The organism is Streptomyces sp. NBC_01352 (genome assembly GCF_036237295.1).
Taxonomy (GTDB): domain Bacteria; phylum Actinomycetota; class Actinomycetes; order Streptomycetales; family Streptomycetaceae; genus Streptomyces; species Streptomyces plumbiresistens.
The window spans coordinates 2,142,194-2,156,395 of record NZ_CP108354.1 but is presented as its reverse complement, the minus strand read 5'-3'; the positions used below and the strand labels follow the sequence as shown (position 1 = coordinate 2,156,395).

The window sequence follows — 14,202 nt, the reverse complement described above, 5'->3', positions numbered from 1 at the left end:
CCTCCTACCCCTGTTGCTGCGGCGGCGCGCTCTTGATCACCGCGAAGCGCGCCCCGTACGGGTCGGCGAGCTCGGCGATGCGGCCGACGTCCTCCAGGTCGGTCGCAGGCAGCCGGACCGTACCGCCCCGCTCCTGCGCCGTGCTGACGGCCGCGTCCGTGTCCGGGACCTCGAAGTACGGCAGCCAGGCCCCGGCCGCCGCCTTGGTCGGGTCGTCCTCCAGCGGCACGATGCCGCCGAACATGGCGTCCGGCTCGGTCCCCGACGGGTGGACGGTGGTGTAGGTGCCCCCGGCGAAGGTGAGCGCGGAGGTCTCCCAGCCGAACAGCCCGTGGTAGAACCCGGCGGCCGCGGGAAGGTCCGGCGTGTACAACTCCAGCCAGCACAGCGAGCCCTGCTCCTGCACCACGTCCAGGCCCTTGGTGGCGGCGGGCTGCCAGATGCCGAAGGTCACGCCCGCATGGTCGGCGAGGATCGCCATCCGGCCCCGGTCCATGACGTCCATCGGCTGCAGCAGCACCGAGCCGTGCGTGTGCTCGGCCGCCTTCGCGGTGGCGTCCGCGTCCGGGGTCTGGAAGTAGACGGTCCAGGACGGCGGGCCCTGTTCCGGGGTGGTCTGCATGCCGCCCGCGGCCGTCCTGCCGTCGAGCTGGAAGAAGCCGTAGCCGCCGGCCTCGGGCCCGCCCGACCGGAACTGCCAGCCGAAGAGGCTGCCGTAGAAGGAGGAGGCGCCCTCGATGTCGGGTGTGCCGAGATCGAGCCAGTTCGGGGCGCCGGTGACATAACGGGTGGTGAGCATCTCTGCCACTCCTTTGAAGGGTCCCGTTGCCTGCACTGCCGAGTCTCGCACCGCCCACTGACAATCGCGCGGGCGTGACCCGACACAAATGCGGTCACCCTGAGTGACCGCGGGAACTCATCTTGTCGTACGGCGTTCCGCGCGCCGCCGTGCGTCACGGGGTCCGGCCGCGTCATCATCGCTCGGGCGGAGGCCGTGCGGGCACCGCGTTGATCGCGCGTTGATGGAATGTTTTTCGCGCCCCGGCACGATCTCGGGCATGCACATCGACACCATCACCCCGGCCGATCTCGGCTGGCAGACGCAGGCCCTGTGCGCGCAGACCGGGGCGGACTTCTTCTTCCCCGAACCGGGCAGCTCGGTGCGCGAGGCGAAGCGCATCTGCGGCATGTGCGAGATGCGCACCGCGTGCCTGGAGTACGCACTGTCCAACGACGAGCGCTTCGGCGTCTGGGGCGGCCTGTCCGAGAAGGAACGGCTGCACCTGAGGCGGACGAACGACTAGTGCCTGACCGGTGGGTCAGCCCCGAGTAAATCGGCGGTGCCTGATCGACGCGGGTGAGTGGGGCGCCGTGCGTCGGGTGCAAGGCGGAGGAGGAGGGGGGCGGCTTCGGTCGCTCTTCCTCGCCGGGCGGGTCGTAAATTCGTGCGACCGGTCGTAGGGGGCGCGGATAGGATCCGGGTGCGCGGCCGGGCGTAGCGCAGAGGCAGTCGCGCCGCCTTGCTCAGGCGGATACGCCGGTTCGAATCCGGTCGTCCGGGCCCGCGCGGGTGGGTCGGTAGCGCAGAGGCAGGCGCACCGCCTTGTCAGGGCGGAAACGCCGGTTCGAATCCGGTCCGGCCCACCCACAGCACGGCACCGGACGGGCGGGGACTCATGCGTGACGCACTCGGCGAGGAGGAGCTGGCAGCCTTCCATCGCACGGTCGCCAGACTGCGGGCGCTGCCCGTCGACGACCCGGTACGCCTGCACGCCGAGCAGGTCGCCGCGTCCTTCGCGAGGGACGGACGCCTGCGCCGGCGCAGGACACGCGGTGCCGAACTGTCGGCCGCCGACGCCGAGGTGATGGCAGCGACCGCGACCGGCGCGCCCGACCGGCGCGAGGACGCCCCGCTGGCCGTCGCCGGTACCGGCGGGGTCTTCCGCAAGCCGCGCACCTGCTACGTCTGCAAGTCGCCCTACCGACAGGTCGATTCCTTCTACCACCGCCTGTGCCCGCGCTGCGCCGCCGACAACACCGCCCGCCGCGCCCTGAGCACCGACCTGAGCGGACGCCGGGTGTTGCTCACCGGCGGCCGGGTGAAGATCGGGTTCCAGCTGGCGCTGATGATGCTGCGCGACGGCGCGGAGCTGCTGGTCACCTCGCGCTTCCCGCACGACACGGTGCGCCGCTTCCGTGCCGAGCCGGGCAGCGAGAAGTGGCTCGACCGGATGACCGTCCTCGCCGTCGACCTGCGCGATCCGCGCCAAGTGCTGGGCCTGTGCGAGGAGTTGCGGCGCGAGGGAGAGCCGCTGGACGTCCTCGTCAACAACGCCGCGCAGACCGTGCGCCGCCCGCCCGAGTCGTACGCGCTGCTCGCGGCCGGCGAGTACGACGCGCTGCCCGAGGGCGCCCGGCACGCGCCCGGCTTCACCCCGATGCGGATGCTGGGCGGCGGTGCCGCGTCCCTGCCGGCAGCGCTGCGCGAGGCCGACGAGGCCGGCCTGCTGCCCGACCCCTCTCCGGAGAACTCCTGGTCGGCCCGGCTCGGTGCCCTCGACCCGGCCGAGGTCCTGGAGACCCAGCTGGTCAACGCCCTCGCCCCGGCCCTGCTGTGCGACCGGTTGCTGCCCCTCCTGCTCGCCTCGCAGCACCCGCGCCGGTACGTGGTCAACGTGACCGCCGTGGAGGGCCGGTTCGCCGTCCGCAACAAGATGCCCGGCCACCCGCACACCAACATGGCCAAGGCCGCCCTCAACATGCTCACCCGCACCAGCGCCGCCGAACTCGCCGAGCAGGGCGTGCACATGTGCGCCGTCGACACCGGCTGGATCACCGACGAGAACCCGGCGCCGAAGAAGGCCCGGATGGCGGACGCGGGCTTCCGTACGCCCCTGGACATCGTGGACGGCGCGGCCCGCGTGTACGACCCGATCGTGCGCGGCGAGGCGGGGGACCCCGTGTCCGGGGTGTTCCTCAAGGACTACCGGGAGGCACAGTGGTGAGCGAACAACCCGTGACGGGCTTCGCGGGAGTCCCGCACGTCGCGCCGCGCCCACGCGCCGAACTCGCTCCGCTCCTGGACTGGTTGCGGTCCGGTCGCCCGGCCGGGGAGCGCCTGGACTTCACGGCCGGTACGGCGCTGCCCGACGGCCGCCTCGACCTGTGCAAGCAGGGACTGGGTGCCCAGGGCGCCGCCCTGGTCGCCGAAGCCCTCTCCCAAGGCCCCTCTCCCGTACGGCACCTGCTGCTCGGGACGGACGCGCTCGGCGACACCGGCGCCATCGCCGCGGCCGGCACGCACACCGGCGTCGAGACGCTCTACCTCGGATGCAACAACATCACCGCGGGCGGCGCCTGCCGCATCGCCGACCAGCTGCGCGCGTCCCCGCAGGTGGTCACCGGCGTCTGGCTGAAGCGCAACCCGCTGGGCGGCGGGGGCGGCCGGGCAGCGGCCGAACTCGTCGAGTCGGCCCGGTCGTTGCGCACCCTCGACCTCGTCCAGACCGGCCTCGACGCCGCGGGCACCGCCGTCCTCGCCGAGGCCCTGCTCGCGGCCGCCGGCAACGGACGCCGTATCGAACGGCTCTTCGTCGGCGGCAACCCACTGGGTGAGGCCGGGTCGGTGGCGCTGGCCGCCGTGCTCGCGGCTGGAGCGATCGACGAACTGTACGTCTCCGCGGCCGGGTTGGGTGACGCGGGCGCCCAGCACCTTGCCCACGCCCTGGAGCGGGCACCGTACGGACGGCTCACCCGCCTGTCCGTCGCCGCCAACGGCATCGGTCCGCGGGCCGCGGCCCGGCTGGTGGCGGCGGCGACCACGGCCGGTGTCACCCTGCTCGACCTCGGCCGGGTCCGGGCGGCGGCGGTACTGGGCGCGGCCGACAACCACATCGACATGCCGGCCGCAGAGACGATCGCGGAAGCCCTCGCGGGCACCACGCACCGCCTCACCCACCTCGTTCTCACCCACACCGGCATGCGCAGCCGCGAGGCCCACCGCCTCCTCGACACCGCACCCCGCGCGGCCACGGCCACCCGCTTCGTCCTCGGCCGGTCCATCGCCACCAGCGTCAAACGCCGCCTGGAGGCCCTCAGCGCCCACGTCCCGCTCCCGGCGGTCCCGGCCGACGTGGCAGCCGTACGCAGCGTGCACAGAACAGCCCCCCGGCCGTGACCGGGGGGCTGGGGCCTGTCCGGCGGATCATGCCGCAGACGCGGGGCCGCAGTGACATCAGCCGCTCCGCGGCGGGCGCCGATCTGCGGCGTTGTCGTCGGTTGCCGATTCCCTCACTCTCGACTTCGCTCGAGCGGGGGGACCCCCATCGCATCGACGCCCTCCTCCGCCTTGCAGCTCGACGGACCAGGCCCCGCTCACCTGCGTCGATGAGGCGTCGCCGATTTCCTCCGACCTGATCCGCCGGACAGGCCCTAGTGTCTGACGTCAAGGGCGGGGTCGTAGCGCAGAGGCAGGCGCGCTGGTCTCCAGAACCGGAACACGCTGGTTCGAATCCAGCCGCCCCGCCCCCTCCGGACGACGTGGCTGTCAGCCGGCCGCGCGAGCCGCCATGCGGGCCTTGCGCGCGGCGAGCTTCTCGTCGAACTTCGACGCCTCCGCGTCCAGGCCGCTCATGTACAGGCCGAGTTCCTCCTGGGCCTTGAGGCCCTCGGGGCCGAGGCCGTCGATCTCCAGGACCTTCAGGAAGCGCAGGACGGGCTGGATGACGTCGTCGTGGTGGATGCGCATGTTGTAGACCTCGCCGATCGCCATCTGCGCGGCGGCCCGCTCGAAGCCGGGCATGCCGTGGCCGGGCATCCGGAAGTTCACGATCACGTCGCGCACCGCCTCCATCGTCTGGTCGGGCGCGAGGTCGAAGGCCGCCTTCAGCAGGTTGCGGTAGAAGACCATGTGCAGGTTCTCGTCGGTCGCGATGCGCGCCAGCATGCGGTCGCAGACCGGGTCGCCGGACTGGTGGCCGGTGTTGCGGTGCGAGACGCGGGTCGCCAGCTCCTGGAAGGCGACGTAGGCCACCGAGTGCAGCATCGAGTGCCGGTTGTCCGACTCGAAGCCCTCGGCCATGTGGGCCATGCGGAACTGCTCCAGCTTGTCCGGGTCGACCGCGCGCGAGGCGAGCAGGTAGTCGCGCATCACGATGCCGTGCCGGCCCTCCTCCGCGGTCCAGCGGTGCACCCAGGTGCCCCAGGCGCCGTCACGGCCGAAGAGGGAGGCGATCTCGTGGTGGTAGCTGGGGAGGTTGTCCTCCGTGAGAAGGTTGACCACCAGTGCGATCCGGCCCAGCTCGGTGACCTTGGACTGCTGCTTGTCCCACGCCTCGCCGTCCTCGAAGAGGCCGGGGAAGTTGCGCGCGTCGCTCCACGGGACGTACTCGTGCGGCATCCAGTCCTTGGCGACCTTCAGGTGCCGGTTGAGCTCCTGCTCGACGACTTCCTCCAGCGCGTACAGCAGGCGGGCGTCGGTCCAGGCGGAGGACGGGCTGCCGAGGTGAGGGGAAGTGATCGTCACGGGTACTCCAGGGGGACGCGGAACAGTTATGAGGAAGCCGGCGAGCGGTGCCGAACCGGTACCTACGGAATCGTAGGCTACGTATCCGTAGGTTACGAGACCGTAGGTTAAGAGCCGTGTAAAGATCCCTGATCAGAGGTGTTCCCCGAGCATGACAAAGGGCCCCGGGAACCGCAGGTCCGGGGCCGGAAGGGCGAGTTGCTCTCCCGGGTCACGCATACAATTCCCGCAGGCGCACCGAGAGGCACGTCACACAGCCTTCGAGCTTCTCGAACTCGCTGATGTCGACCAGGACGGGCTCGTGGCCGAGGTCGCCGAGGAGTTCGGCGGTCTTCGGTGCGCTCGCCGCCATCAGTAGCTTGTCGCCCCCGAGCAGTACCACGTGCGCCCCGGACTCCTCCGGCACCGGCAGGAAGCGCGGGAACAGCGAGGGCGCGTCCAACTGCGGGATGCGTCCGAGGACGGTCCCGTCGGGCAGCGCGGTGACCGCGGTCTTCAGATGCAGCACCTTGCTCACCGGTACGGCGACGATCCGCGCCCCGAGCGGTTCGAAGGCGGCCCGCAGCTGCTGGACCCCCGCCGCGTTGGTGCGGCCGCCCCGGCCGACGTAGATCGTGTCGCCGATCTTGAGCACGTCACCGCCGTCCAGCGTGCCCGGATCCCAGATCCAGTTGACCGAGCAGCCCAGGCGGGCCACGGCCTCCTCGACCCCCATGGTCTCCTCGCGCCGGGATTCGGCGCCGGGCCGGGTGATCAGGGCGACGTTCTTGTACATGACGACCGTGTCCTCGACGAACACCGAGTCGGGGCAGTCGTCCTCCGGATCCACCTCGATGGTCTCCCAGCCGTGCGTGCGCAGGGCCTCGACGTACGCCTCCCACTGGTCGAGGGCGAGGTCGACATCGACCTTCTCGCGCTCGATGTGGGTCACCAGGCCTTCGGCGAGGCGCGGGCTGGGGCGGCGGACGAGGGCCTTCTTGCTGGGCACGAGGGATCTCCGGATCGGTGGGACAGGATGGTGGCCTGTCCGCCATCATGCAGGGCCGGTGCGCGCGGGCAAAACCCCTGTCGTCAGCCTGTGGCCCTCCTGAGATGCTCCGCCGTGCTGGAGTCCCGTGCGGACAGCAGCTCCCGGGGGGTCCCTTCGAAGATCACCCGGCCGCCGTCCCGGCCCCCGTCCGGGCCCAGGTCGATGATCCGGTCGCCGTGTGCCACCACGTCCAGGTTGTGCTCCACGACCACGACCGTGTTCCCCGCGTCGACCAGCCGGTCCAGCAGTCCGAGCAGCCCGTCCACGTCCGACATGTGCAGCCCGGTGGTCGGCTCGTCGAGGACGTACACCGCTCCCGTCCGGTGCAGCCGGGTCGCCAGCTTGATGCGCTGCCGTTCACCGCCGGAGAGCGTGGAGAGGGGCTGGCCGAGCGTGAGATAGGTGAGGCCGACGTCCCGCAGGGCGCTCAGGCGGCGTCGTACACCGGAGTCGTCGAAGAACTCCAGCGCCTGGTCGGCCGTCATCTCCAAGACGTCCGCCACCGAGTTGCCGCCGACGGTCAGCCGCAGCACCTCGTCCTTGAAACGGCGCCCCTCGCAGTCGTGGCAGGTCGTCGTCACCGGGTCCATGAACGCCAGGTCGGTGTAGATGATCCCGCGGCCCTCGCACGTGGCGCAGGCACCGGTCGAGTTGAAGCTGAAGAACCCCGGCTCGGCGCCCGTCTCGCGCGCGAAGATCTTCCGTACCGTGTCCATGATCCCGATGTACGTCGCCGGGGTGGACCGCGCGGAGATCCCGATGGACGACTGGTCGACGACCACCGTGTCGGGGTGGGCGGCGGTGAACTCCGCGACCAGCGTGCTCTTCCCGGACCCGGCGACCCCGGTCACCACGGTCAGCACCCCGGTCGGGAAGGCGACGGTCACGTCCCGCAGGTTGTGCCGGTCGGCACCCTTGACCCACAGCGCGCCGGTGGCGTCCCGCACGTGCTCCTTCAGTGCCGTACGGCGGCGCAGGCACCGCCCGGTCGGCGTCCCCGACTCGGCGAGCTCCGCCGGCGTCCCCTCGAACACCACCCGCCCGCCCGCGGCACCGGCTCCCGGCCCCATGTCGACGACATGGTCGGCCAGCGTGATGACGTCCGGGTCGTGCTCGACGACCAGCACGGTGTTGCCCTTGTCGCGCAGCCGCAGCAGCAGGTCGCCGAGCCGGCCGACGTCCCGCGGGTGCAGGCCGACGGTGGGTTCGTCGAAGATGTACGTCATCCCGGTCAGGCTGGAGCCCAAGTGCCGTACCGTTTTGAGCCGTTGGCCCTCGCCGCCGGACAGGGTGGAGGTCTCGCGGTCGAGACTGAGGTAGCCGAGGCCGATCGCGTCGATGCGTTCGAGGGCGGCGACGGCGGCCCCGGCGATCGGCCGGGCGACCGGGTCGTCGATCTCCTTCAGTACCCCGATCAGATCGCTGACCTGCATGTGGGTGCAGTCGGCGATGTTCCGGCCGCCGATCCGGGTGGCGAGCGCCGCCCGGTTGAGGCGGGCGCCGGCGCAGGCCGGGCAGGTGCCCTCCGCCAGGAACTCCTGGACCAGGTCACGGGTCTTCTGGCTCATGGCGGACAGGTCGCGCTTGAGGTACAGCCGCTCGAAGCGGTCGGCGAGGCCCTCGTACTCGGTGGTCCAGCTGCCGCCGGTGGCGTTGACGGTGACCTTGCTGCCGGGGCGGCCGTGCATCAGGAACCGCCGCTCGGCGGCGGTGAAGGTGCCGACCGGCTTGTCGGGGTCCAGTTCCCCGGTGTTGGTGTACGCCTGCCCCTGCCAGGTCCCGGCGGCGAACGGCGGGAAGCGCACCGCCCCGTTGGCGAGCGAGCGGCCGGGGTCGAGGATGCGGTCCCAGTCGGGTCGTACCGTCCGGCCGAGGCCGTCGCACTCGGGGCACATGCCCGCCGGGTCGTTGAACGAGTACGCCGTCGCCGGTCCGGCGCTCGGGGTGCCGTGCCGGGAGAACAGCACCCGCAGCACCGAGTAGACGTCGGTCATCGTGCCGACGGTGGACCGGGAGTGGCCGCCGACCGGCCGCTGGTCGACGACGATCGCGGGCGACAGGTCCTCCAGCGTGTCCGCGTGCGGCCGCTCGTACTTGGGCAGCCGGTTGCGTACGAACCAGGTGAACGTCTCGTTCAGCTGGCGCTGGGACTCGACCGCGATCGTGTCGAACACGACCGACGACTTCCCCGACCCCGAAACGCCGGTGAACACGGTCAGCCGGCCTTTCGGGATGCGGAGGGTGACGTCCTTGAGGTTGTTCTCGCGGGCTCCGGTGAGGGTGATGAAATCGGGCATGCACCCGACGCTAGGCGGGATACCCGACAGCTTCTGGCTTGATTTCCCTGAGTTCTCCTTCTTCCATCAGCAGCCAGCGGGTGATGCCGATCGACTCCAGGAACGGCAGGTCGTGACTGGCCACGATCAACGCCCCCTCGTACGACTCCAGGGCCGTCGTCAGCTGCCGGACGCTCGCCATGTCGAGGTTGTTGGTCGGCTCGTCCAGCATCAGCAGCTGCGGCGCGGGCTCGGCCAGCATCAGCGCGGCCAGGGCCGCCCGGAAGCGTTCGCCGCCGGACAGGGTCTGCGCCTTCTGGTCGGCGCGGGCGCCCCGGAACAGGAAGCGGGCCAGCCGTGCCCGGACCCGGTTGTTGGTGGCGCCCGGCGCGAACCGGGCCACGTTCTCGGCGACCGTCAGCTCTTCGTCCAGGACGTCGAGCCGCTGCGGCAGAAACCGCATCGGCACGTGGGTCGTCGCCTCGCCCGACACCGGCTCCAGTTCCCCGGCGATCGTGCGCAGCAGCGTCGTCTTGCCCGCGCCGTTGCGCCCGATCAGCGCGATCCGCTCCGGCCCGCGCAGGTCGAAGCCGCCCGCAACGCTTGCCCCGTAGGCGAGTCGGAGGTCCATGAGAGTGAGGACGTTACGGCCCGGCGGTACGGCCGTGTACGGCAGCTCGACACGGATCTCGTCCTCGTCCCGTACGGCCTCCACCGCCTCGTCGAGCCGCTCCTTGGCCTCGGCGAGCCGTTCCTCGTGCAGGATGCGGTGCTTGCCCGCGGACTCCTGTGCCGCGCGCTTGCGTGCCCCCATGATGATCTTCGGCTCACGCTTCTGGTCCCACATCTTCTGGCCGTACCGCTTGCGCCGGGCCAACTTGACCTGGGCCTCGGTCAGTTCACGCTTCTGCTTCTTCAGATCCGACTCGGCGACCCGCACCATCCGCTCGGCGGCCTCCTGTTCGGTGGCGAGCGCCTCCTCGTAGGCGGAGAAGTTGCCGCCGTACCAGGTGACCTCGCCGGAGTGCAGATCGGCGATCTGGTCGACCAGTTCCAGGAGTTCGCGGTCGTGGCTGACCACCACCATGACGCCCGGCCAGGACTCGACGGCCGAGTACAGCCGCCTGCGCGCGTACAGGTCCAGGTTGTTGGTGGGCTCGTCGAGCAGCAGGACGTCCGGGCGGCGCAGCAGCAGCGCGGCCAGCCGCAGGAGCACCGACTCGCCGCCCGACACCTCGCCGATCGTCCGGTCCAGCTCGATGTGACCGAGCCCGAGTTCACCGAGCGTGGCGAGCGCGCGCTCCTCCACGTCCCAGTCGTCGCCGACCGTCTCGAAGTGCTCCTCGGCCACGTCACCGGCCTCGATGGCGTGCAGCGCGGTCCGCTGTGCGGCGATGCCGAGCGCCTCGTCGACCCTCAGGCGGGTGTCGAGGGTGACGTTCTGCGGGAGGTAGCCGACCTCGCCGGCGACGCGGACGGCGCCGTCGGCAGGGGGGAGCTCCCCGGCGATCAGCTTCAACAGGGTCGACTTCCCGGACCCGTTGACGCCGACGAGGCCGGTGCGGCCGGGGCCGAACGCCACGTCGAGGTCCTCGAAGACGGGGGTGCCGTCGGGCCAGGCGAAGGCGAGGGAGGTACAGGTGATGGAAGTAGACATACGGGGTCTCCGCGGTTGCTTGAGGTGGTCGGGGGCAAACGCGTATCGAGACACCTGCGACCAAGGGGGAGAGGCCCCGGAGACTTAGGGGCATGAGAAAAGCCCTGTTCCGGAGGACGGCTCGGACGCCGAGGTCGCACGCGACGCACACACTGCACGTGTGTGACGCGGTGTCTCAGGACCTCAGACGAGCAACGTCCTTCTCCAATCGACGGCAACAGGACCGCTGTACACCGTATGAGCGGCCCTGGGGGCTGTCAACGCATTAACTGAGCCCCGATCCCACCGCCCGAAGGAGACCCCGTGCACCCCGCGCCCCATGGCTCGCTCTCGCTCCCGGCCCGGCTGTGCCTGCTGGCCTGGGACAGCACGGAGACCGAGGCCGCCGACGCCGGCCGGCTGCCCGCTCTGGTCCGGGCCGGCGCCCTGGTCGAGCTGGTCCGGCGCGGTCTGCTCGTCGACGAGGACGGCGTCGCCACGCCGGCCGACATGGACTCCGACACGGGGGACCCCGTCCTCGACGGCCTGCTCGAACTGGTCCGGGAGTCCCGGCCGCACCGGTGGCGCACCTGGGTGACCCTGCGTGCGCGGATCACCCTGGACGCCGTACGGGAGCAGCTGGCCGCCGGGGGCTTCCTGCACGCCGAGAAGCGACGGGTCCTCGGGGTCTTCCCGACCGTCGAGTACGTCTTGGAAGGCGTCGCCGTGGTGGACGCGCTGCGTGCGCAGGCGCGGGCGGTCGTGCTGGGGCCGGTGCCGGTCGCGGAGGTCTCCGAGCGGGACGCGGCCCTCGCCGTGCTCACGGACGCCGCGGGGCTGGTGTCCGACGACGCGCGCGACCGGGGGCGCCTCGAAGAACTCACCGAGCGGGGCGGGGTGGCGGCACCGGTGTTGCGGACGGTCGTCCGGGAGGTGCGGACGGCGAGGGCGGCGGCGTCCGCCGTCGACTGATCCGCCGCACGTCCCTGTCGGATTCCTGCCAGACCGCCCTGCGCGGCCGCTGGTTGAGTGAGGCGCATGACGAACCAGAGCATCCTGCGCGACCGCACTCTCGCCTTCCGCTCCCTGCACGTGCCGGGCAGCCCGCTCGTCCTGCCCAACGCCTGGGACACCGCCAGCGCGCGCATCGTCGAGGACGCGGGCGCGGCCGCGGTGGCGACCACCAGCGCGGGTCTCGCCTGGGCCCTGGGCGCGGCGGACGGCGACACGCTGGACCGCGACCGGGCCCTGGCGGCCGTGGCGGACATCGCCGCCGCGGTCGACGTGCCCGTCAGCGCGGACGTCGAGACCGGTTACGCCAAGGACCCCGCCGAGGTGGCCGACACGATACGTGCCGTGCTCGCCGCGGGCGTGGTCGGCGTGAACATCGAGGACGCGCTGTACGAGGGCGACCGCGGTCCGCTGCGTCCGGTGGCCGAACAGGCGAGCGAAGCGAGATGGGGGTCCCCCCGGACGGAGTCTGGGGGAGGATCGCCGCCGCCCGCGGGGCCGCCGACGCGGAGGGCGTGCCGCTGTTCGTCAACGCCCGCATCGACACGTTCCTGTGCGCCGCCGGGGGAGTCGACCTCACCCTGGAGCGCGCCGCCGCCTTCCTCGCCGCGGGCGCCGACGGGATCTTCGTCCCCGGGGCCGTCGAGCCGGGGACCGTGAAACTGCTCGCCGACGGCGTGGACGGACCGCTGAACGTGATGGCCGGTCCCGGCGCCCCGCCGGTCGCGGAGCTGGCCGCGCTCGGCGATGGGGGTCCCTCCCGCTCGAGCGAAGTCGAGAGTGGGGGAGCGCGTGAGCGTCGGCTCGGGCATCGCCCAGGCCGCGCACGCCGTGGTCCGCCGGGCCGCCCGGGAACTGCTGGGCGCGGGGACGTACGACGCGCTGGCGGACGGGCTCGGCTACGGCGAGCTCAACACGCTGCTCGGCCGCTGACGCCGGCCGGGCTCAGCAGGCGTCCCGCATCAACTCCGCCAAGTCGTGGTCCAGATCCAGCTGGAGATGCTCCAGACCGACCGGCACCAGCTCGCTGGTCGCCTCCAGGAACCGGCGCAGCTCGCCCGAGCGGACGTGCACGACGGCGGTGCCCTCGGGGGCGTGGAACTCCAGGACGGTGCGGTCGTAGCCGTACGGCCGCACCCGCACGTCGCCGTGCCCCTCGGGCTCCTGGAGGCCGGCCGTGAGGAGTTCGCGGCTGAAGGTCCAGCAGACCTCCACGCCCTCCAGGGTGGCCGGGGCCGGGAAGGTCATGCGGACGGCGAACGGGTCGCGGCGGTCGTAGTGCAGCGTGGCGGGAATGCTCGGCATCCGCGGCGCGGCGGCGACGAGACGGGCCTCGACTTGCTGCTCGATGACGATGGACAACGCCTTGCTCCCTTGTGACGGCTGAACGGACATCCGGGGATGAGGCCGGGCATGGGAAGAGACGTCGGAATGAGCCCTTCCGTGCACACCGATGTCGAGTGACCTCTGTCACCGTCTTCATTCACGGGAGTGACCAGGCTCTTCTCCTGGGGTGTGAAAGGCACTTGTGGCAAACGCAGCCTCCGGGCAGGGCGGTCGGGGGCCCTCTGGACGACACCCGGGCGGTGGGCTAGCTTCGCCCGCCATGAGGCGCTTGGGGATCACGCGACGCACGAGACGGCCCGGACGGACGAGGCGAGCGGTGGGCGCGGGGGTGGCGTGCGCGGCGGCGCTGGCCGCCCTGACCGCCGTACCCGCACAGGCGCAGGAGTCCGGACAGCGGACACCGCACTGGGAGCTGAAGGACACCGGCAGCACCGGTGTGCGGTTCCGGGGGCTCGCGGCCGTCGGCCGGGACACCGCCTGGGTGTCCGGCACCCAGGGCACCGTCCTGCGCACCACGGACGGCGGGGCGAGCTGGCGGAACGTCTCGCCGCCGGGCGCCGAGGAGCTGCAGTTCCGGGACATCGAGGCGTTCGACGCGCGGCGCGCGGTGGTGCTGGCCATCGGCGAGGGCGAGGCGTCCCGCGTCTACCGCACCGACGACGGCGGCGCGACCTGGACCGAGTCCTTCCGCAACACCGACGCGCGGGCCTTCTACGACTGCCTCACCTTCTTCGACCGCCGCCACGGCCTCGCGATGAGCGACCCGGTCGACGGGAAGTTCCGCATCCTGTCGACGAGCGACGGCGGCCGCTCCTGGACGGTGCTGCCCAGCGCCGGCATGCCGGCCGCGCTGCCCGGCGAGGCCGGGTTCGCGGCCAGCGGCCAGTGCCTGGTCTCCGCCGGGTCCCGGGACGTGTGGCTGGCCACCGGCGGGGCCGCACGCGCGCGCGTGCTGCACTCCGCCGACCGGGGCCTGACCTGGACGGCCTCCGACACGCCGATCCCGGCGGGCGACCCGGCCCGCGGAGTCTTCGCGCTCGCCTTCCGGGACCGTACGCACGGCCTCGCGGTCGGCGGCGACTACCGCCCCGACCAGACGTCCACCGGCCCCGCGGCCCGCACCGCCGACGGCGGCCGCGACTGGCGGCCCGCCGCCGAGCCGCCGCCCGCCTACCGCTCGGGCGTCGCCTGGCTCCCGTACAGCCGCAATGCCGCCCTCGCGGTCGGACCGACCGGCACGGACCTGACGACGGACGGCGGCCGCACCTGGCGGACGGTGGACACGGGCTCGTACGACACCGTGGACTGCACGCCCGACCTGGCGTGCTGGGCGGCCGGGGAACAGGGGCGCATGGCGCGTCTGGAGAGCTGAGTCCGC

The 14,202-nt window shown here is 72.1% G+C and carries 12 protein-coding genes, 3 tRNA genes and 2 pseudogenes; 11 read left to right on the top strand and 6 right to left on the bottom strand.

Translation table 11 applies throughout. The features are described from left to right. Window positions 1-4: 4 nt before the first annotated feature. A complete protein-coding gene (locus OG252_RS10275) occupies window positions 5-799 on the bottom strand; it encodes a VOC family protein (protein ID WP_329335404.1) in 795 nt (264 codons plus the stop codon). 259 nt (window positions 800-1,058) lie between these two features. Between OG252_RS10275 and OG252_RS10270 the strand changes: the two genes are divergently transcribed. The 6 genes from OG252_RS10270 (at window position 1,059) to OG252_RS10245 (ending at window position 4,526) form a co-directional block, all read left to right on the top strand. Beyond that, window positions 1,059-1,304 (top strand): WhiB family transcriptional regulator, encoded by a 246-nt coding sequence (locus OG252_RS10270; protein ID WP_266450345.1) that lies wholly within the window; start codon window positions 1,059-1,061, stop codon window positions 1,302-1,304. 185 nt (window positions 1,305-1,489) lie between these two features. Further along, a tRNA-Ser gene (locus OG252_RS10265) sits at window positions 1,490-1,561 on the top strand. 11 nt (window positions 1,562-1,572) lie between these two features. Continuing rightward, window positions 1,573-1,644 (top strand) — tRNA-Asp (locus OG252_RS10260). A 32-nt stretch (window positions 1,645-1,676) separates the two neighbouring features. Then, the gene (locus OG252_RS10255; protein WP_329335402.1) at window positions 1,677-3,005 is read left to right on the top strand and encodes an SDR family oxidoreductase; all 1,329 of its coding nucleotides are present in this window, start codon (window positions 1,677-1,679) and stop codon (window positions 3,003-3,005) included. Then, the gene (locus tag OG252_RS10250) at window positions 3,002-4,177 is read left to right on the top strand and encodes a ribonuclease inhibitor (protein WP_329335400.1); all 1,176 of its coding nucleotides are present in this window, start codon (window positions 3,002-3,004) and stop codon (window positions 4,175-4,177) included. Before OG252_RS10255 ends, OG252_RS10250 begins: the two co-directional genes overlap by 4 nt. Window positions 4,178-4,450: 273 nt before the next feature. Beyond that, window positions 4,451-4,526: transfer RNA gene (locus OG252_RS10245), tRNA-Trp, on the top strand. 20 nt (window positions 4,527-4,546) lie between these two features. Here the strand turns inward: OG252_RS10245 and OG252_RS10240 are convergent. The 4 genes from OG252_RS10240 to OG252_RS10225 form a co-directional block, all read right to left on the bottom strand. Next, window positions 4,547-5,524: an acyl-ACP desaturase gene (locus OG252_RS10240; protein WP_266450349.1), complete on the bottom strand. Its 978-nt coding sequence runs from the start codon at window positions 5,522-5,524 to the stop codon at window positions 4,547-4,549. Between the two features lie 211 nt (window positions 5,525-5,735). Then, on the bottom strand, window positions 5,736-6,512 hold the full coding sequence (ddaH, locus tag OG252_RS10235; protein WP_329335398.1) for a dimethylargininase: 777 nt from the start codon (window positions 6,510-6,512) through the stop codon (window positions 5,736-5,738). 83 nt (window positions 6,513-6,595) lie between these two features. After that, window positions 6,596-8,851 carry an excinuclease ABC subunit UvrA gene (locus tag OG252_RS10230; RefSeq protein ID WP_266450351.1) on the bottom strand — a complete coding sequence of 752 codons (2,256 nt, stop codon included), beginning with the start codon at window positions 8,849-8,851 and terminating at the stop codon, window positions 6,596-6,598. 10 nt (window positions 8,852-8,861) lie between these two features. Continuing rightward, window positions 8,862-10,487 carry an ABC-F family ATP-binding cassette domain-containing protein gene (locus OG252_RS10225; RefSeq protein WP_329335395.1) on the bottom strand — a complete coding sequence of 542 codons (1,626 nt, stop codon included), beginning with the start codon at window positions 10,485-10,487 and terminating at the stop codon, window positions 8,862-8,864. A gap of 303 nt (window positions 10,488-10,790) precedes the next feature. Between OG252_RS10225 and OG252_RS10220 the strand changes: the two genes are divergently transcribed. The 4 genes and pseudogenes from OG252_RS10220 (at window position 10,791) to OG252_RS52315 (ending at window position 12,410) form a co-directional block, all read left to right on the top strand. Further along, entirely contained in the window at window positions 10,791-11,438 is a 648-nt protein-coding gene (locus OG252_RS10220; RefSeq protein WP_329335393.1) for a GOLPH3/VPS74 family protein, read from the top strand. A gap of 66 nt (window positions 11,439-11,504) precedes the next feature. Then, window positions 11,505-11,858 (top strand): annotated as a pseudogene (locus tag OG252_RS52325) (isocitrate lyase/phosphoenolpyruvate mutase family protein); the annotation flags it as partial. A gap of 65 nt (window positions 11,859-11,923) precedes the next feature. Further along, window positions 11,924-12,163, top strand: a pseudogene (locus tag OG252_RS52320) (isocitrate lyase/phosphoenolpyruvate mutase family protein); the annotation flags it as partial. Window positions 12,164-12,269: 106 nt separating this feature from the next. Continuing rightward, a complete protein-coding gene (locus OG252_RS52315; protein ID WP_406496776.1) occupies window positions 12,270-12,410 on the top strand; it encodes a hypothetical protein in 141 nt (46 codons plus the stop codon). A gap of 12 nt (window positions 12,411-12,422) precedes the next feature. Here the strand turns inward: OG252_RS52315 and OG252_RS10210 are convergent, their stop codons facing one another. Then, window positions 12,423-12,839: an SsgA family sporulation/cell division regulator gene (locus OG252_RS10210; protein ID WP_266450356.1), complete on the bottom strand. Its 417-nt coding sequence runs from the start codon at window positions 12,837-12,839 to the stop codon at window positions 12,423-12,425. A 244-nt stretch (window positions 12,840-13,083) separates the two neighbouring features. Between OG252_RS10210 and OG252_RS10205 the strand changes: the two genes are divergently transcribed. Next, window positions 13,084-14,196 (top strand): WD40/YVTN/BNR-like repeat-containing protein, encoded by a 1,113-nt coding sequence (locus OG252_RS10205; RefSeq protein ID WP_329335391.1) that lies wholly within the window; start codon window positions 13,084-13,086, stop codon window positions 14,194-14,196. The last annotated feature ends 6 nt before the right edge of the window (window positions 14,197-14,202 follow it).

What these genes read in the sequence shown, in the direction of transcription:
- OG252_RS10275 (WP_329335404.1), bottom strand. Translation starts at nt 799, where the DNA reads ATGCTCACCACCCGTTATGTCACCGGCGCCCCGAACTGGCTCGATCTC.
- OG252_RS10270 (WP_266450345.1), top strand. Translation starts at nt 1,059, where the DNA reads ATGCACATCGACACCATCACCCCGGCCGATCTCGGCTGGCAGACGCAG.
- OG252_RS10255 (WP_329335402.1), top strand. Translation starts at nt 1,677, where the DNA reads ATGCGTGACGCACTCGGCGAGGAGGAGCTGGCAGCCTTCCATCGCACG.
- OG252_RS10230 (WP_266450351.1), bottom strand. Translation starts at nt 8,851, where the DNA reads ATGCCCGATTTCATCACCCTCACCGGAGCCCGCGAGAACAACCTCAAG.
- OG252_RS10225 (WP_329335395.1), bottom strand. Translation starts at nt 10,487, where the DNA reads ATGTCTACTTCCATCACCTGTACCTCCCTCGCCTTCGCCTGGCCCGAC.
- OG252_RS10205 (WP_329335391.1), top strand. Translation starts at nt 13,084, where the DNA reads ATGAGGCGCTTGGGGATCACGCGACGCACGAGACGGCCCGGACGGACG.